This is a genomic window from Geoanaerobacter pelophilus (genome assembly GCF_018476885.1).
Classification (GTDB): domain Bacteria; phylum Desulfobacterota; class Desulfuromonadia; order Geobacterales; family DSM-12255; genus Geoanaerobacter; species Geoanaerobacter pelophilus.
Genome location: NZ_JAHCVJ010000002.1, coordinates 405,101 through 425,885, shown reverse-complemented (window position 1 = coordinate 425,885; position 20,785 = coordinate 405,101). Strand labels below are relative to the sequence as shown.

Genomic DNA, 20,785 nt, shown 5'->3' with positions numbered 1-20,785 from the left:
ACTCCGAAAGTGCCCCCGGCGCACAGCCGGGGGCAAGTCATATTATGCTGATTTCGCTCTGATTTCTGCGATCTTTTCCGCCGGCAGCCCCAGCCACTCCAGGAAACTCTGGTGCCCGGCCGGGTTTTCCCGCTCAAACAGGCGGTGCCACTGCTCCATCGTTGCCTGATCCAGGCCAATGGCCTTGAAGCGGGCTACCCACTCCTCCACGTTTACCTTTGGGTTCATCGTCGTTCTCCTTTTCAAATCGTGTAATTGTATCATGGCCATGACAGGGACAACGCTAAACTGTGAACTGGTAGACGGGTCAAGAGATATTTTGTTGCCAGGGAACTTCCCCTGTTTTCTCCCAGCCGTAAAGGACGAGATCGCCGTTACCGTTACGGCGGGGACTCAGACCCAGCTCCTCACTCTCCATCCCGAGTCAACCTCCGGATGATGCTGGCATGAACCGGGAACTGGCTGAGCAAGTCGGAGCGGCTCCCCATCTCGAAATCGGCAAAGTCGAAGCCGGGGGCCACGGTGCACCCCACCAGCGAGTAATCTCCCGTGGTCTCGGCACCGAACCAGCACCCCGCCGGCACCACCCCCTGGAACGTTGCGCCCGTGGTCGGATCGCTCCCCAGCGTCAGGGAACAGTAGCTTCCTTCGGGGGTTATCAGGTGCACGATCAGGGGTGCTCCGCCATAGAAGTGCCATAGCTCGTCCGACTTGATCCGGTGGAGCGCCGATATGTCACCTCGCTCCAGCAGGAAGTAGATCGCCGTGGAAAAAGAGCGCTCGCCGCCAGCCCGATCCGGGAGGAGAGTGCTGGGAATGGCCCCGCCCGCTCGGTAGGTCTCACGGTACCACCCTCCCTCCGGATGGCGTGTCAGGCCGAGGGATACAATCAGCTCTGCGCTGGCCGGTCCCATGGCACAGTCGGGGGCCACAAGTCTGAAGCGGGGCATTTCGGTGCCGTCCACCAGCACTGTCTCCTGAAACATCGCGAACGGACGCACCCAGAGGGAATTATTGTCGTAGAGGCAGCGGTAGACCACCATGAGTTCATCCGTCTCGCTGTGGCGTGCGGTGCCGATCACCCGGTACTCGCCCCCCTTGTAGTGCCGGTAAAGCCCCGGCGCCGGTTCCTGATGCATGGCTACTTTCTCCGATCTGCCCGTAATAACGATTGTGGTTTAATACCGGTAACGACCGATCCTAAAGCATGATACCGCATTTTTCCGGGGAAAACAGTAAAGGCAGCCGATTGACCACCTTTAGAAATAGTAACCTATCTCAAATTCTCCAACGGGAAATAATATGTAAATATCTTCGCAAAGAGCAGTAAAATGAAGGTGACAGAGCAATCGTCAAGGAGTCAGCACCCTGACCGCTCACCACCGACACAATTGCAGAGCGGCGCCGCACGAAGGAGAAATGACATGGCAACGCATACAAAGAACACAATTTGCCTTTGGTACGACCGCGACGCCGAGGAGGCGGCACGGTTTTACGCCAAGACCTTTCCTGATTCATCCGTTGACGCAGTACACCTCGCACCGGGGGACTATCCCTCCGGAAAGAAAGGGGATGTGTTGACGGTCGAGTTTACCGTGATGGGCATTCCCTGCCTCGGGCTTAATGGCGGTCCCGAGGTCAAGCACAACTGGGCATTCTCGTTTCAGGTCGCAACCGCTGACCAGGAAGAAACGGATCGTTACTGGAACGCCATTGTCGGCAATGGTGGCGAAGAGAGTTCCTGCGGCTGGTGCCGGGACAAATGGGGGCTGTCGTGGCAGATTACTCCGATCGCCCTGACTGAAGCGATAACTGATCCCGACCCTGCCGCTGCCAAGCGCGCCTTCGAGGCGATGATGCAGATGAAAAAGATCGACATCGCTGCCATAGAAGCGGCACGGCGCGGTATCGTGCTTTATAGTGGTGGGGTCTGCAAAGAGTGCTTGCATGAAGATTTTGATTCTTGCGTCTGCCCTGAACCAAAGGGGGGCGCGTAAACAGCAAAGGCGGCCGCTTGGCCGCCTTTTACATTAAAGTATGGTCCCTGCGGTCACTAGCGGTGGACTTCGTCATGACTGCCGATATCGAGGAGGATGATCTCCTTGTCGGTGATCATAACGGTCAGGGTGATCCGGTAGCTGTGGGTGATGCTCACCGCCTGGATTCCCTTCAGTTTACCGGTTAGATGGTGATATCTCAGGTCGGGCTGAAACGGGTCGTTCTCCAGGTCGCGCAGGGTAGCGGCGAGTTTGGTGCGCAGATCGCGATGCCGGTCAACGAACTTTTTCGCGGCGCGGGTAAAACCGGCTGTCCAGACAAGATCGTACATGCCTAGTCGTTCAGTCCCAGCTCTTTGATCAGGTCAGCGGCACTGCCCCGCTTTACCCGGCCGGCCTGCACATCCTCCAGCGACGCCTTCACCCGGGCCACATACGCTTCCTCCGCCTCGGCCACCAGCTCTTGGTAGCGAGCCTCGGATAACACCACGTACTCGGGCCGGTTGTTGCGGATGACATGGACGTCGCCCGTGGCGATCAGGTCGTCCACTGCAGCAATACCGCGGCGTTTTATCTCCTGGGCGGGGATGGTATTCATATAGGTGCTCCTAAAGATACTTGATTAAGTACTTGATAGTGTGCCACAGGTGATAGTGACTGGCAATATAATCTTGCACAAACAGCAAAGGCGGCCGCTTGGCCGCCTTGTGAGTTAGTATGGTGTCTACGGGATTCCGTGCTAACGCTGAAACTGCTGACGAATCTCCTCAAGTCTGCGGCGGTTTTTGCCAAGGTCCCAATAACCGGTGCGGGCGGCGGAACGCCAGTGTATCAGGCTGTTGGGGCCATCGAGGATGAACAGACCGTCATCGACAAAACCGAGGAAGGTCCTGAACTCGACCCGAATGGTTGTGCTGTCCGCGGCAATGATCTTGGTGTCGGTCCGTTGCCCCAGGATCTCCTTCAGCCGGGCCATGACAGCCTCGGGCGGGCCGGTGAGGGCAAGCGGTGCGATGAAATGGCTGTCCGTTGCCTGGCTGGAGACGCAGTTGGGCGACGCCGGGCAAGAGGGGAGGGGTGGTTCCGGAACTGCCATAACGGTCGAGGCCATCAGAACCACCAATGTGAGAGTAGTAAGTTTCTGGAAGGCGCGAAAGAATGTGCCAGCATAATGGTTAAGGTAAGTACCAGCCATAGTCAAAGGGTAGCGGCAAATAACAGAAAGGCAAGCGGCTGCTTTAGTCGAGGACATGAAGCGCCGGAAGCTTGTAAATAGGTCTGGTGTCCCCCAAATTATGCCTCGTAATTTCAGCAATGCACTCCTGCATAAATAATGGATGTCCCCAGTTTTCCCAAACCCGCACGTAAATGACATAATTCAACTTGAAACTCTAAATTAAGGCTAGTATACTTGCCTTAAATAGGAGCACTAAGGAGTATAGCAATGATTGCTTCAACTGCCGAGCTTATTGCCGTCCTGCGTCGATACAATCCGTGGTGGTCCGGTGGGCGTTTTGCCGATCTCCCTCCTTGGCGCCGGGCAGCGTTCAAGGAAATCAGCGATTGGATGCAGGCACCTCCCGCAGGCCGCGCACTACTCCTTTCGGGAGCCCGGCAAATAGGTAAAACCACCCTGTTCCTCCAGTCAATCGACCAGCTTATCCAACAGGGCGTTCCACCAACCAATATCCTCTACGCAACATTCGATCATCCGCTGCTCAAGTTGATTGGCCTGGACGGGTTACTGCAGCTCTGGCGCGAGTTCGAGCCGGGTCGCGACGGGATCGAATACCTCTTTCTCGACGAAATCCAGGCGACCAAGGACTGGCAGGTTTGGCTCAAACATCAGGTTGACTTCGAGAAGCGTCGGCGCATTGCAGTTACCGGTTCTGCCACGCCGCTGGAAACCGAGCACCTCGAATCCGGTGTGGGCCGTTGGCACACTGTCCGGCTGGCAACCCTCTCCTTTTACGAATACCTGCAAATCCGCCAGGATCCGATTCCCGAACTTCCGGCAGTTTCTTCCCTGATTGAACTATTCGACAGGCCCGCAAACTGGTTCGCCCGCATTGGCGAAGAAGCCAGGCCGCTCACCGGTTTGTTCCATGAGTATCTACTGCGGGGCGGTTTTCCCCAGAGCTCACTGGTCAGTAGTATCTCTATGGCACAGAAGCTTTTGCGTGAAGATATTGTCGATAAGGTGCTCAAACGGGATATGACCGCACTGTTCGGCGTCAGACGGGTACTTGAGCTAGAGCAGACCTTTCTTTATCTCTGTCTGCACGATGGCGGGCTGCTGGACATCCAGGCGCTTTGCGGCAACCTGGAGGTCAAGAAGGCAACAGCTAACAACTTCATCGACCTTCTGGAAGCAACTCACCTGATCTATCGTTTGCGCCCATTCGGTTACGGCAAGGAGATCCTGCGTGGCCGGGTCAAAGTCTACCTGGCTGATGCCGCCATCGCACCGGGTGTCATGCTCAAGGGAAAAGAACTGCTCGAGGATACCGTTCAACTCGGCCAAGCAGTGGAAACCGCTTTCTTCAAGCATGTCTTCAGCCGCTACTACCAACGGAGCATGGCGTTCTCCTACTGGCGGGGGAAGAAGGATCAGGAGGTTGACATTATTGCCGATACTGGCAAGCGGCTGGTCCCCTTCGAGGTGAAGTACCGTGGGAAGAACGTCGAAATTACCGAGCTGAAGGGGCTGATCCAGTTCTGTCAAGAGCGCAAGGTCAACCGGGGGTATGTGATTACCAAGGATGCCGCCGATTTCGGAGTGCTGCAGCTGCCAGGAGGTGAGCAGGCGCGGGCACTTAAAATACCGGCACCGTTAGCCTGCTACTGGCTCGGGCGTTCGGAGTTGGATGACCTGCAGGGGCTGGAGGCATAGATACAGCAAAGGCGGCCGCTTGGCCGCCTTTTGAATTAAGAATGGTGCCCCCGGAACTCTTCTATTTAATAACAGAGACGGCTATATATGCATCTTTTTGGGGTTCGTGTCCAAGATTATAATGCTTTCTCGCAAGTGTGGTCTCTGTTCTTTTCTTTTGGAAAGCTCATCCCATTGCTGACAGGATACCCGTTTCAAGTAACGGATTACCTTGATGTCTCTTAAGAACCATCCTACCTGAGTAGCTATATCAGCTATTATCAAATCTACAGGCAGTTCAACACCAGCGTATGCGGATGTAGAGACGACAATCCATACGCTAGCGTCCTTTTTTGCCATCAACTTTAAATTTACGAGGATTTTCTTCATGTCTTCGAAATAGGCTTGTACCATTGAAGGTATACGATTATTCCAAAGACTTCCTTTTCTCGCGTTCAGTTCTTGAAAACTTTCGAAAAAATGCCTGCCAAAATACTCCTCGTGCGGTTCAGCCCATTTTACCTGGACATGGGAACGCAGGGTATTATGACGTAGTATCTGCAGCTGTTCATTGTTCAACACGAAACGGCCTAAAAACAATTCCGGCCGATATACATCAGTGTAGTCAAAAGAGTTGAGATAAGGCGGGGACATTACGCAGAGTTTAAACTTTTGCTTTTGGAAAATACCAGAAGTCATTTTCCGTGAATCACCGATTTTTATCGATGATTCGATATCCTTGTCGATAGGACATATTTCAATATCATGGATAACTTCTTGTATCCTCTTTTCAAAGGCATCAACGAAGTCTGAGACCCCAAAGGAGCGTTCTTGCCAATCCTTACGATATCTAAGGCACTTCCCGTCCTTAGTCGCATTACAGACATCCATTGCGGCACCAATCAGGCAAAGCCGTGCTAAGTCGCGAACCGGTTTATACATGTTGCCCGTCGAAAGCCACCCGCCTTCGAAAGCTCGTAATACCTGTTTGTTGAACAACCACTTTTCTGCGTTGCTGGTTTCCGAAAAGGTAGAAAAATGCTCAAGCGGAGAGACTTCACCGCGCCGTATATTGGCAATAATGGTGCGGAGCTGTTTACTGATGGTGTCCGGTTTACATTGGGTCAATTTTGTGGCTGACACAAAGGCAAGAAATGGATTAACTTCGAATCCAATGGCTTTATAACCATTCAAAGTAGATGTAACCGCAACTGTGCCACTTCCACTGAACGGGTCAACGATGAGGTCTTTTGATTTATCACATTGGGCATCTTCTAAAGCATAATTAACCAGGTTCGGTGAGAATGCTTCTTTGAAATGATACCATCTATGCCTTGGCATATCAGTATTATCAAGCGCACTCAGACTGACTTGATTTGGTACAAATGACATCGCATTCAACGGCATATAGGCTCCGCAAACATTCTAATTGGTCTCGCAAAATCAGGCCTAATCGTGTGAAATTCAGGGGCATAGGCAATTTCTTGATTTCTATAATGCGCACCGTTCGCAGCGTTAACTGAGGTGGATGCGGTGTTGAGACCATAACGCCTGCCGTCAATCACGACGAGATAACCCATGGTCGTATGAACCGGGGCTTGTTGTTGGTTCCCGTCGAGATAATCATTCAATTGCTGGGCACCTTCTCGTGCGCGAGCATCAGTATAAGTGACGAAGTTACCTTCATCGTTCAACGACTTGCCTAACCACTTTATTTCAATCAAGGCCAGCTTAGACGTTAACATCCATGTTACTTTGATATCGACAGGGTGGCTGTCATCAACCACCTGTTCCGGTCTTACCTCGGCATCCGGCAGGACGGTTTTTAAGTAGTAGGTCAATGAATTTCTCATCGTTTCTTCAGGACCTGGCTTGAAGAAGAGTCTGTCGCTTCTCGGCCCGGAATGCCAACATTCGGAAAATATCGGGCATGATGAGAATCGGATGGCTCGGGCGCTGTAATTTTCTAAAGCGTCTGAAAGCTCCCCGAATGTGGGTATCGCGAAAACACTGGCGAAGGTAGGACATGGGTTGATTACTGGTGTGTCAGCGCCTTGCACCACGAAGGACTCGTTACGATGGGCATATTGGTAAACTATTCCAACCGCTGACAACTCGGCACAATCAACGGCGACATCATTCCAAAGCCAATAATCACCATTTCCATCTTGAACCATTAAGCTACAATTCCCATTATTCATGTCGTATGCTTGGCACAGATTGGTTAAGTCACGGAAAATTGTTGGCTGGCCGTATCTGTCGATTAAATTGCCATCCGCGATAGGTTTGAATATTACAAGAGTCCCTTGTGTTAACTCAGGGTCAACATGGACATATACGGTCTTTATCATGGAAAGCAGGTGCCTGAGAGCTAGAGTCCCATCAGAACCGAAGGCTCTCGAAACAACTGCGACATACATTGTTTCGACAATTTGATTAAGTTTGTCGATATCGATTCGCATTTAAATATCCACGTCGAGCTAGTTCTGAATTCCCGACAGGTAGGTGACCCAAACCACAGACGGTATCATTAAATCGTCAACAGCCACACCTATTGCCTTGCTTAAGACATCAAACTGTTCGTACAACATATCCACGCCATCGGTCGTCAGCAACATGCGCTTTTGGGCCAGCGCAATCGAATTGTTAATCTCAGGTTCGTTCATTATTCCGTTGCGTATCATGCCTATTGGCATCGCAAGTACACAAGAACAAGCACCTTCAAGATACGGCTCCCGCTCGGTAAACATCGTCATTTTCAATAATTCTGAAAATTCAGTCTCGCCGCTGGGGGTAACAATGATGTGCTTGTCATCGCTGATTGCGACCGTTCCATTTCGCAGCAGATACTTTATCGATTCATCCAAATCCGCGCTATAGGGATGACCTTGCGGTGTGGCAGCAAATGGATACCCCCAGAAGGCAACTGGCTGTTTCTTGTATAACCACAGCAGGCAAGATAGATACGAGAATAGATGAATCTCGGCAATGCTTACCTTCTGCATGCTATTGGATAGCTTGGAGGTGATTGACAAAACGTCAAAATACGATGAAGGATTAGGCATTGAGGCCATCCAATGCCTTTTCTATTTCATCGTAGGCTTTATTGAATAATCTCTCTTCAGACAGCTGAACATCGGATAGCTCTGTCCATGTCGTCATCTTGTGAAGAACCATCTTGTCTCTTCTGCAATCACCGGCCAATCGAAGAAGGAGCTGTGAACTGTTGATATTTGCAGTCATCAGCACATTGTGTCTAGTGCTTGCAAATAGTGCTATCATTTGCCCGGCTCTACTTTCATATGCGATATCCAAAGAACCTTCAGGCGTGTCTATAAATAGACAAGCTTCGCCCCCTGGACTTGATACATATCTTGCGATTGCCATTCTAAGGGCAATGTCGAGAAAGAACCTTTGGCTTTCAGACAATTGGTACTCTTCTCTGCGTGCTGACCCCCGCATTTCCAGCATAAGTGACAGGTTTGGAGAAGCTATGGATGAACTGACATTCATCCTGATTTCAAGCTCAATGCCGAGGAACAACGATGCAAGTTCTCCGAACAGAGGGACAAACTGAGACTCGGCAGCGATGTAAGCTTGCTGAAGTTCCTTTTGGAGCTTCAGGAGGGCCTTGGATTTTTCGTCACGTTTTGCATATTCCTTGTCTTTTTGGCTGATTAGCTCGGCCATTTCATCGTTTAACTTACTCAGAGCTGATTCTATGCCAGAATACTTCGACTTGTTGTTCAATACGAATTGTTCGTTTGCTTTTTCGAAGTCGGTAAGTTCTTTTTCTTTTGTTTCAAGTTTATTGGTTGATATCAGCAATTCGGATGAGATGCGTTCTTTACCTTTGACGATATCGCTTAGTTTGGTTTTTATTGTCTGTATGCTTGCATCTATGCCTTGTAGCTCTTTGAGATAGTCTGTATGGTTGGCAACATTCTCCAACGATGATTCACAAAGCGGGCAATGGCTGGAATTTATTTTGGTCAGTATTCGGCCTATCGAATCCTCGTGTTCGGTACCACATACAGCGCATCTATTGTCATTCAGTGATGAGGTGATTATTGGATTTGACTTGATGTTTTGGCTGCCAAGCAAGCGCCTGGAGAACATATTCGTATAATCATTTTGCAAGGTAGATAATTGCGAACTCAGCTCCATCCACATCAACGTGGTGTCGTCCAATTGTTTTTTCTTTGATTCAGCTTCTTTCCTTAAGCTGTCCACTTCATTGGTGAGAGATTGATGGTAAAGTTCAAGCTTGTTCAGGTCAACATCGGTCAATTTATCTTGTGAACTTGATGTGGCCTGGATTAGCGACTCTATCCTGCTCCTGACATTGGAGGCTTGATAATTCAGGTTTCTTGCTCTTGAGGCTGCACGTTCGGCTTCACGACGCAATTTGTCAGCTTCCTGGGCCTTTTGGTAATCAGAACCGATGCACATATACAAGACTTGGTTAAGAACCTTATCATCCCATAATAGAAGATGACGGCTTTCATCGAACGTAAAGACAAAATGCTGTAAGAAAACAAATTGGGAAAAGGACTCTAAGCCGACAGCTTTTGTCATGTCTCTCTGGAATTGGTCATGCAGCTCTGTTCCGGATTTCCCGGCACCGTCATACTCTACCGTACCATCTGCATCCGTTGTGAAATATGCTCTTAATTCACTCGGCTCAAATATGCCCCGAGTTACATGGAAAAATGATTGACCTACTTGCAGGGTCACACAGATTTCTGTCACATCTCTATCATTCTCAGCTATTCTGCCTGTAAAAAAGTCTTTGCTGAAATTGATGCCAAGCTTGTAATACTCATCCACCGATTTGAATTCACGATGGGGCGTTGGCACTATGCCAGTAATGCCGAAGTTCAAGGCAGCCAAGAACGTTGACTTACCCAATCCATTGGCTCCAGCCAAACAAAACACCCCATCTGGAAATGAAATATCAATGTTTGGTTGAAGAGAATAAAGCGAGAACCGGTTCAGTTTGACATTGCGAACTTTTGGTAATGTTAGTTTTTTTGCATGAGGCATATAAAGGCCCTTTTATGAGCAAAATGTTTCCTGCTTTGCGAGGAATATATTTAAATTTTGATTTGGACCAATTCTGGGGACAGTTTACTTAATTCCCTTCACAATCATCTGAACTGAATCCACCAACAAGTTTACTAATTCAAAATATCACTTCTTCGACATCTCCCCCAATACTGCCAGTTTCGCTTCCTCCGCCAGCTTTACTGCTTTGCGCGCAACTTCTTTGTCTGCTGATTCGCCCGGATAGCGGTATTCAACGGAATAGGCATTAAGGATTGCCAGTGTCGGTCTTATCAATTCAAGGGTTGGATAACGCTCTTTCAACAGATCAAGCAACAAGGAAAGATTGTGGGTTTTACCGAAGGGCTTTTCTGTTTCTTGCAACAACGCTTTCAGATATTTCTCGGCGCATTGCTGGGCGTGGAAGCAGGCAGCATCATAGTTTGGAGCCGTTCTGGCTCGTAACTCGCGATGCGCTGTTGCCAGATCTCCCTCCGCCTTTTGTATCCACTCAATGGTGAGGGGCTGCATACAGCTCCTTCCCCGTGGTTACGATTTCCCGCAGGAAAAAATCGTTCATGGCCAAGCGTTCTCGGATCTGCCGTGATGAGCGGACTATGAGTTCAACCGGCAAGGTCGGCTTCAGGCGGGTGATTATATCTGCGGCAACCCGTGCTCCCGAATCCTCACCCGGCATCACCACCAACAGATCCACATCCGACTCTTCCCTGGCGCTGCCAACGGCATAGGAACCGAACAGGATCACCTTCTCGGGCGAAAACTCGCGCGCCACATCCGCTGCGAACTGCTGTATGTCGCTGAACGATACTATAGCCATATCGGTTCTCCTGCTATGCTAATACCACAAAAGAAAGGGCGCCGCAACGGGCGCCCTTTCTATCTACTTGAGATTCTTTTTAATTCGTTCCACCGCCTCAATCACATTCTCGCGATGGCCGAAGGCCGACAGCCGGAAGAAGCCTTCGCCGCTGGGGCCGAAGCCGGTGGTGCCGACCACGTTGCACTCGAGACTGTGATTGTCGAAGAGAGAAGATTTCATGCTTGCGCCCGCCGCAACAGTATTAAAATATACACAAAAAGTCAATGAAGCACTGCCGTAACACCTGAAAACCTTTTTGGTAACCGCAGATGAGTGGGGTGAACGCTGAAAACCCGGTTAGGGGAACATTGGTGCATGAGCCTCAATCGTCTTCCGGAGACGCCCACTCTCCGCTCTTCCATCGCTCCACCGCCGCCCCGGCCCGAAACCCCAGCAACCCTGATTCGAGCGCAATTCGTCTCAACACCGCCAAGCAGGGTTCGCTGTTGTAGTGGATCGAATAGACCGCCGCCATTCCGGCCACAACTGGGTTGGCATCGTCAACCAATGCCAGCAGTGCCTCTCTGCCGACTTCACCCTCGCCGATGATTGACCCGTATAACCCGGAAATCACCCGCGCATGGGTGGCAGCGCCTTTTTCGTTCATCGCTTCCATCGCCTTGTGGTGCGCCGTGGCTGCTGCGGCAAATCGACGCAGCAGTCGTGCCAGTTTATCGTCGGACATGTTCAGTCCCCCAATCCCCTGCCCATCGTTTGTTCCCATCTTTTCAGTCACTTCGGCTTTAACATATATTTTACATCCTCGCAAGGGACAGGGGAATTCCGGGGAGGGATGGAAGAGCGGCAGGAGCTGGAGTTCCCCAAGGGACAAATTAAGTAAACAGCAAAGGCGGCCTTTGGGTCGCTTTTATCCCGCTAGGTTCATCTCCCCAGATCGACCAGCACCCAGTCATTGTCGGCATAGAGGATTCGCACGCCGGGTGACGATTCCAGGCGGTAGAGCAGCGGGTAATACTTGGGCTCATAGCGGTTGATCAGGAAATCGGCGCCAAATCGGCTCCGGATTATGGCAGCAGCATCGATAGGGGTCTGTGTTTCGAGCTGTCTCCAGAGATCGTACAGCGCCGGGTGCCGCACTGAGAAGAATGTTGGATCCAGGGCCACCATAAAGTACCGGTCGGGTAGATCCAGCATGAAGCGGCCGGTCCGGTCCCATTCGTGGCTGAAAATATGCGCCCCCGGCGGGATCGTATCGCGCATGGTCTTTACCAGGGCCTGCGGGAGGTCATCCTGTTGCGAGGTCAGGGTGGCCAGGGTCTGTCGGCTGCAGAGCAGGGTGTAGGCAAGCGACAGCGCGAACACCATCGGCAGCAGCCGGGGATAAGAGATCCGGCGGGAGGCCAGCGCCATGGTGGCGACGGCCAGCGGCACGAAGTACTCGGCGAATTTGCCGGAGGTGACGGTGAGCAGGGCGAACCCGGCAGTGGCCAGGGCGAAGGAGGTCAGTATTTCGTCACCCTGCCGCCGTTGGCGCCAGGCGATGACGCACCCGACAGCTCCCAACACCGAAACTACCATCAGCCAGACACTCCATTGCCTCAGGGAGAACGGCAGCAGTTCCGCGCCCATGATCAGCTTGTCATGCCCGCCCCAGGTGTTATTGACCAGCATTTCGGTCATGTTGACCCAGCTGACGCCGAAGAGGTGGGCGGCGTTGGGGTGAATGGCCACTCCTGTGAGGATGCCTGCCAGGACTACCGCAGCGGGCTGCCAACGGAGCTGCTTGCCGGTTAGCAACTGCGCCATGGCAGTGCAGGTGAGTACGATCAGTGGCAGCTGCCAGAACGCCACGTAGATCCAGGGGAAGGCCAGCGCCGCCAGCGCCAAGGCCGGGAGCCGCTGTCGTGCCGCTGAGTGCAGCATGATGAGCACCAGGGCTATCGCCAGAACATAAGGGCGGACCACCGCCATACGGACCAGGAAGATGCTGGAGGCAACTAGCGGCAGGATCGCCCAGAGTCCGGCCTGTCGCACCCCCTCCCGATCCAGCACCAGATAGAGAGCAAAGAGCAATGCCGCGGTGCTGCCGGTGCCGACGATCCGGCTCGCCGTAACCAGGTCGAAGGACTGCAATGGGACGAACAGGAGGTGGAAGAGCAGTTCCTTGTCGGCATAGTGGTCGGCCAGCCAGCTGAATTCGGTCCAAGGGAAAGCGTGCAGGAGTCCATGTTGGGCAATCAGCCGTCCGACCACGAAGTGGTAGACAGTGTCGCTGTCCACCGGGAAGGGAACAGCAGCTTGCAACGCTGCCGCCAGGACGATGAACAGCGCCAGCCAGGAGAGATCATAAACCAGTCGGGATTGTCTACCAACGTTTATTGCCATCTGATCTGTTTCCTAAGCAGGAAGGGCGGCCTCATCGGCCGCCCTTCAGATAATGCTATTTCAAATTCTTTTTGATCCTCTCCACCGCCTCAATCACATTTTCGCGATGGCCGAAGGCCGACAGCCGGAAGAACCCTTCGCCGCTGGGGCCGAAGCCGCTTCCCGGCGTCCCGACCACGTTGCATTCGTTCAAGAGCTTGTCGAAGAAGTCCCAGCTGCTCATGCCGCCCGGGGTCTTGAGCCAGATGTAGGGAGCATCTACGCCGCCGTAGCAGGTGACGCCGGCTGCGGTCAGCCCTTCGCGGATGATGCGGGCATTCTCCATGTAGTAGTCGATGATCTCCTTGGTCTGCTTCCACCCTTCGTCGCTGTAGACCGCTTCGGCAGCGCGCTGAACCGGGTAGGAGGCGCCGTTAAACTTGGTGGTGGTGCGGCGCAGCCAGAGCTTGTTGAAGCTGTACTTCTCGCCAGTGCTGGTGGTGCCCATAACCTCTTCCGGCACGACCACCAGGCCGCAGCGGACGCCGGTGAAGCCGGCGGTCTTGGAGAAGGAGCGGAACTCGATGGCGCACTTCTTGGCCCCTTCGATCTCGTAGATGGAATGCGGGATCTCCGGGTTGGTGATGAACGCCTCGTAGGCAGCGTCAAAGAAGATGATCGCGTCATTGGCATTGGCGTAATCGACCCACTTCTTCAGCTCAGCCTTGCTGGCCACGGTGCCGGTCGGGTTGTTGGGGAAGCAGAGGTAAATGATGTCCACCTTCTGGGTCGGCAGCGACGGGATGAAGCCGTTGGCCTCGTTGCACGGCATGTAGACGATGTTCTGGTAGTACCCTTTGTCGTCTGCCTCGCCGGTGCGGCCGATCATGACGTTGGTGTCGTTGTACACCGGGTAGACCGGGTCGCCGATGGCCACCACGTTGTCCAGGGCAAAGATGTCGAGGATGTTGGCGCAGTCGCATTTGGAGCCGTCGGAGATGAACATCTCCTCGGTCTTTAAGCTGACGCCGAGCGGCTTGTACGACTTTTCGATGATGGCGTTGATCAGCCAGTCATACCCCTGCTCCGGGCCGTAACCGGCAAACTGGTCGGTGGTGCCGAGATCGTCCACTGCTGCGTGGAATGCCTTCAATACAGCCGGGGCCAGCGGACGGGTGACGTCGCCGATACCGAGCCGGATTACCTTGGCTTGTGGGTTGGCAGCGCTGAACTCGCGCACGCGGCGGCCGATCTCCGGGAACAGGTAGCCAGCTTTTAACTTAAGGTAGTGATCGTTGATTTTTGCCATTCGAAAAAATCCTCCAAACGTAGTCTATAAAGTTAGGGCGGCCTGAGCCGCCCAGATCAATTATTTTAATCCTAATACGTCCTGCATGTCATACAACCCAGGTTTTTGGCCCACCACCCACTTGGCGGCACGGGCCGAGCCGCGGGAAAACATGTCACGGGTCATGGCGCGGTGGGAGATCTCGATCCGCTCTCCTTGGCCGATGAAGTAGACGGTGTGCTCGCCGACGATGTCGCCGCCGCGCACGGTCTGCATGCCGATCTCTTCCTTGGTCCGTTCGCCGCAGATCCCTTCGCGGTGGTAGTTAGCCACCTTGTTATAGTCCCGTCCCAGCGCTTCGGCGACGACCTCACCCATGCGCACGGCAGTTCCTGACGGTGAGTCTTTTTTCTTGTTGTGATGCAGTTCGACGATCTCGACGTCGAAGTCGTCGCCCAGGATCGTGGCCACGTCTTTCAGTACTTTGAAGCAGACATTGACCCCGACGCTCATGTTGGGGGCGAGCACTGCCGGGATCTCCCGGGCCAGTTCTGCTGCCAGGGCCCGTTCTTCCGGGGTGAAGCCGGTGGAGCCAATGACGATCGATTTTTTCTTGAGGCTACAGACTTCCAGGTTCTTGAGCGACACCTTGGGGGTAGTGAAGTCAATCAGCACGTCGCACCCCTCGACCACGGCATTGAGGTCGTCGGTGATGGCAACGCCCAGGGGGCCGCAACCGGCGATCACTCCGGCATCCTGGCCGATCTGCTCGTGACCGGGCCGTTCCAGTGCCCCGGAAATCTGGCAACCTGCCTCCTTGACCGCTACGATGATTCTCTGACCCATGCGGCCGGCGGCACCGCAAACAGCTACTTTAATCATGTCATGCCTCACGTATGAATTCGTAGGGCGATTCTTGGAATCGCCCAGAGCAATATCAGATCAGTTTATATTCCTTCATGATGGCCGTAAGCTTTTCTTTGTTGGCCGCGCCCATTTCGCACAGCGGCAGACGAACTTCTGCGGAGCATTTGCCCATCAGACCCAGAGCGGTCTTCACCGGGATCGGGTTGCTCTCGATGAACATGGCGTTGCCGATCTTGAGCGTATCCAGGTGCAGCTGGCGGGCCTTGGCCAGGTCTCCGGCAAAGAAGGCATCGGTCAGGTCGCCGACGGTCTTGGGCATGATGTTGGCCAGTACCGAAATGACCCCTTTGGCGCCGCAGGCCATCATCGGGAAGGTGATGAAGTCGTCACCGGAGAGGACGTCGATCTGGTCGCCACAGAGTGCCAGCACCTCGGACGCCTGCTGCAGCGAGCCGGTGGCTTCCTTGATGGCAACGACGTTCTTGTGCACAGCAATCCTGGCTACGGTCTCGGGGAGCATGTTGACCCCGGTGCGGCCCGGTACGTTGTAGAGGATCTGGGGGATCGCTACGGCGTTGGCTATTGCCGTGTAGTGGCGCACCAGCCCTTCCTGGGTCGGCTTGTTGTAATAAGGGGTCACCAGCAGCACGCCGTCAGCGCCGGCTTCTTTGGCCTTCTGTGACAGCTCGATCGCTTCGGCAGTGGAGTTGGAGCCGGTGCCAGCAATGACCGGGACCCGCTTCTTCACCTGGGCGATGACCGTCTTGATCACCTCCATATGCTCATCGTAATCGAGGGTGGAGGCCTCGCCGGTGGTGCCGCACGGCACGATGGCGTCGGTGCCGCCTTCAATCTGGAACTCGACCAGCTCGCGGAGCTTTTCAAAATCTACCTGGCCGTTGTTGAACGGGGTGACTATGGCGACGATGCTTCCTTTAAACATGATCTTCCTCCTCTTAAAGGATAGGGTAATGTTCAGTAACAGGCAATAAAGGTTATGTATGGTCCGACCTTGGCAATGCCGGCGCCGGTGATTGCCGGGTCGCGCATGTTCCGGTCGTGTTCAGGCGACTTTTGCCAGCCTTTAAACAGGCCATGGGCTGTTGAAAAATTCCAGGCCACGTTTTCTACGCAGCTGTTGGCACCGGTTGCCGTTGCTTTCCGGAAGCTGGCAGGAAAACCGTCATGGCTCATGCGGCCGACCTTGCGCATCGCCAGGCTTTCTTCATACGCCAGGTTGACGTAAGTCGGGCGCATGGTGAGCGGCTTGAGCCGGTGTTCCGCCCGATACTTGTTAATCAGTGCCAGCAGGTCATCTTCGTAGGTACCGGCCAGTGCCGGTCCTGCCAGCAGCAGCATCAGCAGGATGGCCGGCAAGGCCCTTGTCAAGAGCGTATCCATCAAACCTTGCCCGATAAGCATATTGGGTTCAGTGCTTATCCCTCCGGATCTTATGTCGCATATTATCTGAAAAGTTGCCAAACAGGGCTGTATGCGATAAAAGTGTTTTTGTGTATCATAAGGCACGGGAAAAGTAAAGATTTTCGGCAGTTTTACCGAAAGGGGGAGAGCCATGAAGATCCGCAAGAAAATCCTTGATTACGAGTACGAGGAGGTGCTCGATACCCGGACCCGCGAGTTGATCCGGGTCGGTTGCGCCGTGGCGGTCGGCTGCCCCACCTGACTGAAGAAACACTTCGCGGTCGCGAAGGAGGCAGGAGCAACCGAGGCGGAACTGAAGGAGGCCATGGCCTACGGCATCATCGCTCCATCCGGCCGGGCGAAAAATTTTGCCCTCAGCATGTTCGACGAGCTTGATTTGAAATCACCCTGACCTGATAATAGCGGATAATGACTGATCCAGTGACAACCGAAAATCGGGGCGGCCACCTGAAGCGGCGCCGCCCCGTCTCCATCAGACGCAACGTCATCAATCTCTCCCTGCCAGTACTCCTGTCATCGCTGTTTCAACGACTGGTCTCCATTGTCGATATCTTCCTGGTGGGCGGACTGGGCGCTGCCGCCATAGCAGCCACCGGGCTGGGGCAACTGCTGGTCTTCGTCACTATGACGGTGTTCTGGGGGCTGGCGACCGGCACCACCGTAGTTATTGCCCATTTATGGGGGGCCGGCCGGCGCAGGGAGGGGAAGCGGGCGGCGTTCGCCGCGTTCGTTGCCTGCGGCGTCATGGCAATCGTGGCATCGCTGCTCGGGTATCTGTTCGGCACCGACCTGGCGAGATTCCTCGGCGCCAACGACGAGATCATCCGCTTCGGCGACAGCTACATCAGGCTGGTCTTTCTCTGGTTCGGCTTTACTGCCGGGTTGAATATCCTCTCCGCCATCATGCATGGCAACGGCGACACCCGGACCCCGATGGTGGCGATCATCCTGGTCAATATCCTCCATGTCCTGATTGCCTGGCCGCTGATCTACGGCAAACTGGGTTTCCCGCGGATGGAGGTGATCGGCGCAGCCTATGCCATCAATATCTCCGAGTGCTTTGGCTTTACCTTCCTGTTGTTCCAGGCGTTCCGGCGGCGTTACCTCAAGATCGGCATCCCGAGCCTGGAGCTGTTCAAGCGGATCTGGCATGTCGGCTATCCGGTGGCTCTGGAACGGATCGCCCAGCAGTCGGGGCAGCTGTTCTATTCCAAGTTCATCATCTCCTACGGCACGGCTGCCTATGCCGCTCACCAGATCGGGTTGTCCATAGAATCGCTCTCGTTCATGCCCGGGGCCGGCATGGGGATCGCGGCGGCCACCCTGATGGGGCAGTCGCTCGGTGCGCGCAAGTTCCGCCGGGCAAAGATAGGGCACCGCGAGGCGCTACGCCTGGCAATCATCGTCATGTCGATCATGGCGCTGCTCTTTTTCTTTGCCCCGGCGCCACTGATCAAACTGTTCACCCACGATCCGGCGGTCATTGAAAAGGGGTGCGTTTTCCTGCGGCTGGTCGCTTTTGCCCAGGTGCCGCTGGCCATATCGTTTGTCTATGCCGGGAGCCTGCGCGGCACCGGCGACACCCATTACGTCTTCCTGGTGACCCTGTTTGCCATGTGGGGAATCCGGGTGTTGCTCGCCTATATCGCTGCCGAGCTGCTGCATTGGTCGCTGTATGTGGTCTGGGGGGTATTCCTGGTGGATTGGCTGTTCCGGTCGATCGCTTTCTGGTGGCGTTATCAGAAGCGGGACCTGCACCAGGTCATTATCTGAGGTTTGCTTTGCGGCACAAACAATAAAAGGGGCTTGCGCCCCTTTTTATTGCGTTGTCTGTGGAAGCCGGGCTATTTCAACCTGAGGACAACCGGGATGATCCGGTCGCTCTCTTTATCCCGCAACTGCAGCCGGATAGACTTGGCAGAGTCGGCTTCACCCGGGAAAAAGAGAAAACCGTTGGCAAGATGACTGGCCGGAATAACCTTGCCTTCCAGGCTCTTGGCCCGCAAGTCATCGGTTATCCGGTATTCGCGATCCGATGAGGTCCCTTCTTTTACTCCGCCGAAGATCGCACCACCGGCTGCGCCCAGTGCGGCACCCTTGCCGAGGGCTGAACCGACATTAGAGCCGGAGACTATTCCCAGGGCAGCGCCAATTACCGAACCGGCCGCAGCGCCGATCAATGCTCCCTTGCCGGCTCCTTTACCGAAGAAGGAGGCCAGCTGCGTTGATTGCTCAAGCCGCTCGATCGCCACTCCGGTAGGGATAAGCGTCCAGTACTTGCCGGTGTCATCCACCAGAAAGGTCTGGTTGGCAACCACTTCCAGGCTGGAACCGCTGTTGTTGTTCAACACCAGCTGTACCGGCAGGAGTCCAGCCCCCTTGATATCAAAGCCGAACGCGGTTTCAGCTGCATCCGCATTTGCATACGCCTCGCCACCGATGGAAATTCCGTTTATCACCTGATTGTTCATGTAATCTTCCGGCGGGCGGAACCCGGCGTACTGGGTTTTGTAGGTGGTGCACCCGGATATCACGAAAACAGTCAGAATAATGAGCGACATTAGCTTGTTGCGCATGGATTTTCTCCTCTCCCGTTACCCAATTTTATATGAACATTATATCAACTTAAAGCCGACAGGGTGAAATAAAAGCTGGCGCCCTTATCGACCTCGCCCTCAGCCCAGACCCGGCCGCCATGGCGTTGCACGATGCGCCGCACCGTGGCCAGGCCGACACCGGTCCCTGGAAACTCGTGGGCGGTATGCAGTCTGCTGAAGGCCTGGAAAAGCCGGTCAACGTACTCCATGCGGAACCCGGCGCCATTGTCCCTGACATGATAGACGGTCTCGCCGTCAATCCGGGAAGAGCCGAAACTGATCTCTGCCATCGGTTTTTTGGAGGTGTATTTCCAGGAGTTGTGGATGAGGTTCTGCACCACCGCTTTGAGCAGCCCTTCGTCGCCAGCTGCCGTCATCTGCTCTTGAATGTTGAAAACAACCTTGCGCTGCGGATACTGCAGTTGCAGTTCTGCCGCGACGGTCTGTGCAATTTCGCTCAGGTCCACGCTAGCGCACTGCAGTTCGGTCCGCGCCGCGCGTGACAGGCTCAGCAGGTCGTCGATCAGCTGGAGGGTCCGGTCGGTGATGTCGAGCACTCGGAGGATATAATCGCGCTCGGTGCATGCAGAAGCCTCCAGCTCGTCGAGGAGCAGCTGGCTGAAGCCGCGGATTCCGGTAAGCGGGCCGCGCAGGTCGTGCGATACCGTATAACAGAACGCTTCCAGCTCTTCGTTGGCCAGCTCAAGCTGGGCGGTTCTGCTCTTGACCCGCTCTTCGAGCCGCTGGTGCTGATAGGCGATTTCGTCAAGGGCCTGCTTGCGCTCAATATGCTGGCAGAGGGTGATGGCCGCAGACCGAAGAAAATAAATCTCGGAATCTTCCCAGTCCCGCTCCCGGTCACACTGGTCGAATCCGACAAAGCCGAACAGCGAACCATTGACCTGCATCGGCAGGATCAGAATACTCCTGATCTGTTGCGACTCCAGGAATTCTCGTTCTTCCTGCGAGAGCTCGCCGATTTTGCCGGTTACCGGCTTGCCCTGATGCAGGATCGGCATCCAGCGCTTGCAGGGCGAGTATTCCATCTGCACCCGCTGCAGAGACTGGTTGTCTATCTGTGGCTCTATACCGGGGGCGCACCATTCGGCGCGTTGGCTGGTCAGCACCTGCCCCTCTTCGCCGGGGTGATTTTCAAAGATATAGACCCGGCTGGCATTGGCCGCCAATCCCAACTGGCGCAGGATCTCCTCGTAAGCCTCGCGATAGCCGGGGTTAGACAGCAGCAGCTGGTTCACCTCTGACAGGGCCTTCAGGTAGCGGCTCCGGCGCTGCAGGGCCTGTTCGACCTGCATCCGTTCCCGGATCTCTTCTGCCAGTCTTCTTCTGGCCTGCCATTCGCGGTAAGCGACAAATATCAGGATTGCCCAAGTAACGGCAGGGAGCAGCACTTGAAGGGAAATTGCTGCCGGGTCGATGTCGAAGAGCCAGGGAGGAGCGTTCATTGGACCT

At 54.3% G+C, this 20,785-nt stretch carries 22 protein-coding genes and 2 pseudogenes; 4 read left to right on the top strand and 20 right to left on the bottom strand.

Annotation, left to right across the window (positions count from 1 at the left end):
• Positions 1–42 precede the first annotated feature (42 nt).
• Positions 43–228 carry a MerR family transcriptional regulator gene (locus KI809_RS07400; protein WP_214170894.1) on the bottom strand — a complete coding sequence of 62 codons (186 nt, stop codon included), beginning with the start codon at positions 226–228 and terminating at the stop codon, positions 43–45.
• Positions 229–407: 179 nt separating this feature from the next.
• Entirely contained in the window at positions 408–1,139 is a 732-nt protein-coding gene (locus KI809_RS07395; protein ID WP_214170893.1) for a cupin domain-containing protein, read from the bottom strand.
• A 285-nt stretch (positions 1,140–1,424) separates the two neighbouring features.
• On the opposite strand from KI809_RS07395, the pseudogene KI809_RS07390 reads away from it, so the two are divergent.
• Positions 1,425–1,907 (top strand): annotated as a pseudogene (locus KI809_RS07390) (VOC family protein); the annotation flags it as partial.
• Positions 1,908–2,053: 146 nt separating this feature from the next.
• Here KI809_RS07390 and KI809_RS07385 read toward each other — a convergent pair.
• The 3 genes from KI809_RS07385 to KI809_RS07375 all read right to left on the bottom strand — a co-directional run bounded on the left by KI809_RS07385 (position 2,054) and on the right by KI809_RS07375 (position 3,108).
• Positions 2,054–2,329, bottom strand: a complete 276-nt coding sequence (locus tag KI809_RS07385) for a type II toxin-antitoxin system RelE/ParE family toxin (RefSeq protein ID WP_214170892.1) — start codon at positions 2,327–2,329, stop codon at positions 2,054–2,056.
• A gap of 2 nt (positions 2,330–2,331) precedes the next feature.
• Positions 2,332–2,595, bottom strand: coding sequence for a prevent-host-death protein (locus KI809_RS07380; protein WP_214170891.1), 264 nt, complete (start codon positions 2,593–2,595; stop codon positions 2,332–2,334).
• 141 nt (positions 2,596–2,736) lie between these two features.
• A complete protein-coding gene (locus KI809_RS07375; protein ID WP_214170890.1) occupies positions 2,737–3,108 on the bottom strand; it encodes a DUF1499 domain-containing protein in 372 nt (123 codons plus the stop codon).
• Between the two features lie 333 nt (positions 3,109–3,441).
• Here KI809_RS07375 and KI809_RS07370 point away from each other — a divergent pair, with 333 nt between their 5' ends.
• A complete protein-coding gene (locus tag KI809_RS07370; protein ID WP_214170889.1) occupies positions 3,442–4,890 on the top strand; it encodes an ATP-binding protein in 1,449 nt (482 codons plus the stop codon).
• A gap of 81 nt (positions 4,891–4,971) precedes the next feature.
• Here KI809_RS07370 and KI809_RS07365 read toward each other — a convergent pair whose 3' ends face one another.
• The 13 genes and pseudogenes from KI809_RS07365 to KI809_RS07305 all read right to left on the bottom strand — a co-directional run bounded on the left by KI809_RS07365 (position 4,972) and on the right by KI809_RS07305 (position 16,664).
• On the bottom strand, positions 4,972–6,276 hold the full coding sequence (locus KI809_RS07365) for a DNA methyltransferase (RefSeq protein WP_214170888.1): 1,305 nt from the start codon (positions 6,274–6,276) through the stop codon (positions 4,972–4,974).
• Entirely contained in the window at positions 6,267–7,331 is a 1,065-nt protein-coding gene (locus KI809_RS07360) for a hypothetical protein (protein ID WP_214170887.1), read from the bottom strand. Before KI809_RS07360 ends, KI809_RS07365 begins: the two co-directional genes overlap by 10 nt.
• Positions 7,332–7,349: 18 nt before the next feature.
• Complete coding sequence (locus KI809_RS07355; protein ID WP_214170886.1) at positions 7,350–7,934, bottom strand: hypothetical protein; 585 nt, start codon at positions 7,932–7,934, stop codon at positions 7,350–7,352.
• A complete protein-coding gene (locus KI809_RS07350) occupies positions 7,927–9,915 on the bottom strand; it encodes an AAA family ATPase (protein ID WP_214170885.1) in 1,989 nt (662 codons plus the stop codon). The genes KI809_RS07355 and KI809_RS07350 overlap by 8 nt, the downstream gene beginning before the upstream one ends.
• A 147-nt stretch (positions 9,916–10,062) precedes the next feature.
• On the bottom strand, positions 10,063–10,446 hold the full coding sequence (locus KI809_RS07345) for a HEPN domain-containing protein (RefSeq protein WP_214170884.1): 384 nt from the start codon (positions 10,444–10,446) through the stop codon (positions 10,063–10,065).
• On the bottom strand, positions 10,427–10,753 hold the full coding sequence (locus tag KI809_RS07340) for a nucleotidyltransferase domain-containing protein (RefSeq protein WP_214170883.1): 327 nt from the start codon (positions 10,751–10,753) through the stop codon (positions 10,427–10,429). Before KI809_RS07340 ends, KI809_RS07345 begins: the two co-directional genes overlap by 20 nt.
• A gap of 63 nt (positions 10,754–10,816) precedes the next feature.
• A pseudogene (locus KI809_RS07335) lies at positions 10,817–10,951 on the bottom strand (LL-diaminopimelate aminotransferase); the annotation flags it as partial.
• Positions 10,952–11,117: 166 nt separating this feature from the next.
• Positions 11,118–11,480, bottom strand: a complete 363-nt coding sequence (locus KI809_RS07330; protein WP_214170882.1) for a hypothetical protein — start codon at positions 11,478–11,480, stop codon at positions 11,118–11,120.
• A 197-nt stretch (positions 11,481–11,677) separates the two neighbouring features.
• Positions 11,678–13,141, bottom strand: a complete 1,464-nt coding sequence (locus KI809_RS07325; protein WP_214170881.1) for a hypothetical protein — start codon at positions 13,139–13,141, stop codon at positions 11,678–11,680.
• A gap of 55 nt (positions 13,142–13,196) precedes the next feature.
• Entirely contained in the window at positions 13,197–14,429 is a 1,233-nt protein-coding gene (locus KI809_RS07320) for an LL-diaminopimelate aminotransferase (protein WP_214170880.1), read from the bottom strand.
• 60 nt (positions 14,430–14,489) lie between these two features.
• Entirely contained in the window at positions 14,490–15,290 is an 801-nt protein-coding gene (gene dapB / locus KI809_RS07315; RefSeq protein ID WP_214170879.1) for a 4-hydroxy-tetrahydrodipicolinate reductase, read from the bottom strand.
• Positions 15,291–15,345: 55 nt separating this feature from the next.
• Positions 15,346–16,218, bottom strand: a complete 873-nt coding sequence (gene dapA, locus KI809_RS07310) for a 4-hydroxy-tetrahydrodipicolinate synthase (protein WP_214170878.1) — start codon at positions 16,216–16,218, stop codon at positions 15,346–15,348.
• Positions 16,219–16,250: 32 nt separating this feature from the next.
• Positions 16,251–16,664: a CAP domain-containing protein gene (locus KI809_RS07305; RefSeq protein ID WP_214170877.1), complete on the bottom strand. Its 414-nt coding sequence runs from the start codon at positions 16,662–16,664 to the stop codon at positions 16,251–16,253.
• A 184-nt stretch (positions 16,665–16,848) separates the two neighbouring features.
• On the opposite strand from KI809_RS07305, the gene KI809_RS20690 reads away from it, so the two are divergent.
• Positions 16,849–17,109, top strand: a complete 261-nt coding sequence (locus tag KI809_RS20690; RefSeq protein WP_281416844.1) for a GSU3128 family (seleno)protein — start codon at positions 16,849–16,851, stop codon at positions 17,107–17,109.
• 29 nt (positions 17,110–17,138) lie between these two features.
• Entirely contained in the window at positions 17,139–18,491 is a 1,353-nt protein-coding gene (locus tag KI809_RS07300; protein ID WP_337833288.1) for an MATE family efflux transporter, read from the top strand.
• 71 nt (positions 18,492–18,562) lie between these two features.
• Here the strand turns inward: KI809_RS07300 and KI809_RS07295 are convergent, their stop codons facing one another.
• The gene (locus KI809_RS07295; protein WP_214170875.1) at positions 18,563–19,294 is read right to left on the bottom strand and encodes a glycine zipper family protein; all 732 of its coding nucleotides are present in this window, start codon (positions 19,292–19,294) and stop codon (positions 18,563–18,565) included.
• 44 nt (positions 19,295–19,338) lie between these two features.
• Entirely contained in the window at positions 19,339–20,778 is a 1,440-nt protein-coding gene (locus KI809_RS07290) for a sensor histidine kinase (protein ID WP_214170874.1), read from the bottom strand.
• Positions 20,779–20,785: the final 7 nt, after the last annotated feature.

What these genes read in the sequence shown, in the direction of transcription:
- KI809_RS07400 (WP_214170894.1), bottom strand. Translation starts at nt 228, where the DNA reads ATGAACCCAAAGGTAAACGTGGAGGAGTGGGTAGCCCGCTTCAAGGCC.
- KI809_RS07395 (WP_214170893.1), bottom strand. Translation starts at nt 1,139, where the DNA reads ATGCATCAGGAACCGGCGCCGGGGCTTTACCGGCACTACAAGGGGGGC.
- KI809_RS07385 (WP_214170892.1), bottom strand. Translation starts at nt 2,329, where the DNA reads ATGTACGATCTTGTCTGGACAGCCGGTTTTACCCGCGCCGCGAAAAAG.
- KI809_RS07380 (WP_214170891.1), bottom strand. Translation starts at nt 2,595, where the DNA reads ATGAATACCATCCCCGCCCAGGAGATAAAACGCCGCGGTATTGCTGCA.
- KI809_RS07375 (WP_214170890.1), bottom strand. Translation starts at nt 3,108, where the DNA reads ATGGCCTCGACCGTTATGGCAGTTCCGGAACCACCCCTCCCCTCTTGC.
- KI809_RS07370 (WP_214170889.1), top strand. Translation starts at nt 3,442, where the DNA reads ATGATTGCTTCAACTGCCGAGCTTATTGCCGTCCTGCGTCGATACAAT.
- KI809_RS07365 (WP_214170888.1), bottom strand. Translation starts at nt 6,276, where the DNA reads ATGCCGTTGAATGCGATGTCATTTGTACCAAATCAAGTCAGTCTGAGT.
- KI809_RS07360 (WP_214170887.1), bottom strand. Translation starts at nt 7,331, where the DNA reads ATGCGAATCGATATCGACAAACTTAATCAAATTGTCGAAACAATGTAT.
- KI809_RS07355 (WP_214170886.1), bottom strand. Translation starts at nt 7,934, where the DNA reads ATGCCTAATCCTTCATCGTATTTTGACGTTTTGTCAATCACCTCCAAG.
- KI809_RS07350 (WP_214170885.1), bottom strand. Translation starts at nt 9,915, where the DNA reads ATGCCTCATGCAAAAAAACTAACATTACCAAAAGTTCGCAATGTCAAA.
- KI809_RS07345 (WP_214170884.1), bottom strand. Translation starts at nt 10,446, where the DNA reads ATGCAGCCCCTCACCATTGAGTGGATACAAAAGGCGGAGGGAGATCTG.
- KI809_RS07340 (WP_214170883.1), bottom strand. Translation starts at nt 10,753, where the DNA reads ATGGCTATAGTATCGTTCAGCGACATACAGCAGTTCGCAGCGGATGTG.
- KI809_RS07330 (WP_214170882.1), bottom strand. Translation starts at nt 11,480, where the DNA reads ATGTCCGACGATAAACTGGCACGACTGCTGCGTCGATTTGCCGCAGCA.
- KI809_RS07325 (WP_214170881.1), bottom strand. Translation starts at nt 13,141, where the DNA reads ATGGCAATAAACGTTGGTAGACAATCCCGACTGGTTTATGATCTCTCC.
- KI809_RS07320 (WP_214170880.1), bottom strand. Translation starts at nt 14,429, where the DNA reads ATGGCAAAAATCAACGATCACTACCTTAAGTTAAAAGCTGGCTACCTG.
- dapB (WP_214170879.1), bottom strand. Translation starts at nt 15,290, where the DNA reads ATGATTAAAGTAGCTGTTTGCGGTGCCGCCGGCCGCATGGGTCAGAGA.
- dapA (WP_214170878.1), bottom strand. Translation starts at nt 16,218, where the DNA reads ATGTTTAAAGGAAGCATCGTCGCCATAGTCACCCCGTTCAACAACGGC.
- KI809_RS07295 (WP_214170875.1), bottom strand. Translation starts at nt 19,294, where the DNA reads ATGCGCAACAAGCTAATGTCGCTCATTATTCTGACTGTTTTCGTGATA.
- KI809_RS07290 (WP_214170874.1), bottom strand. Translation starts at nt 20,778, where the DNA reads ATGAACGCTCCTCCCTGGCTCTTCGACATCGACCCGGCAGCAATTTCC.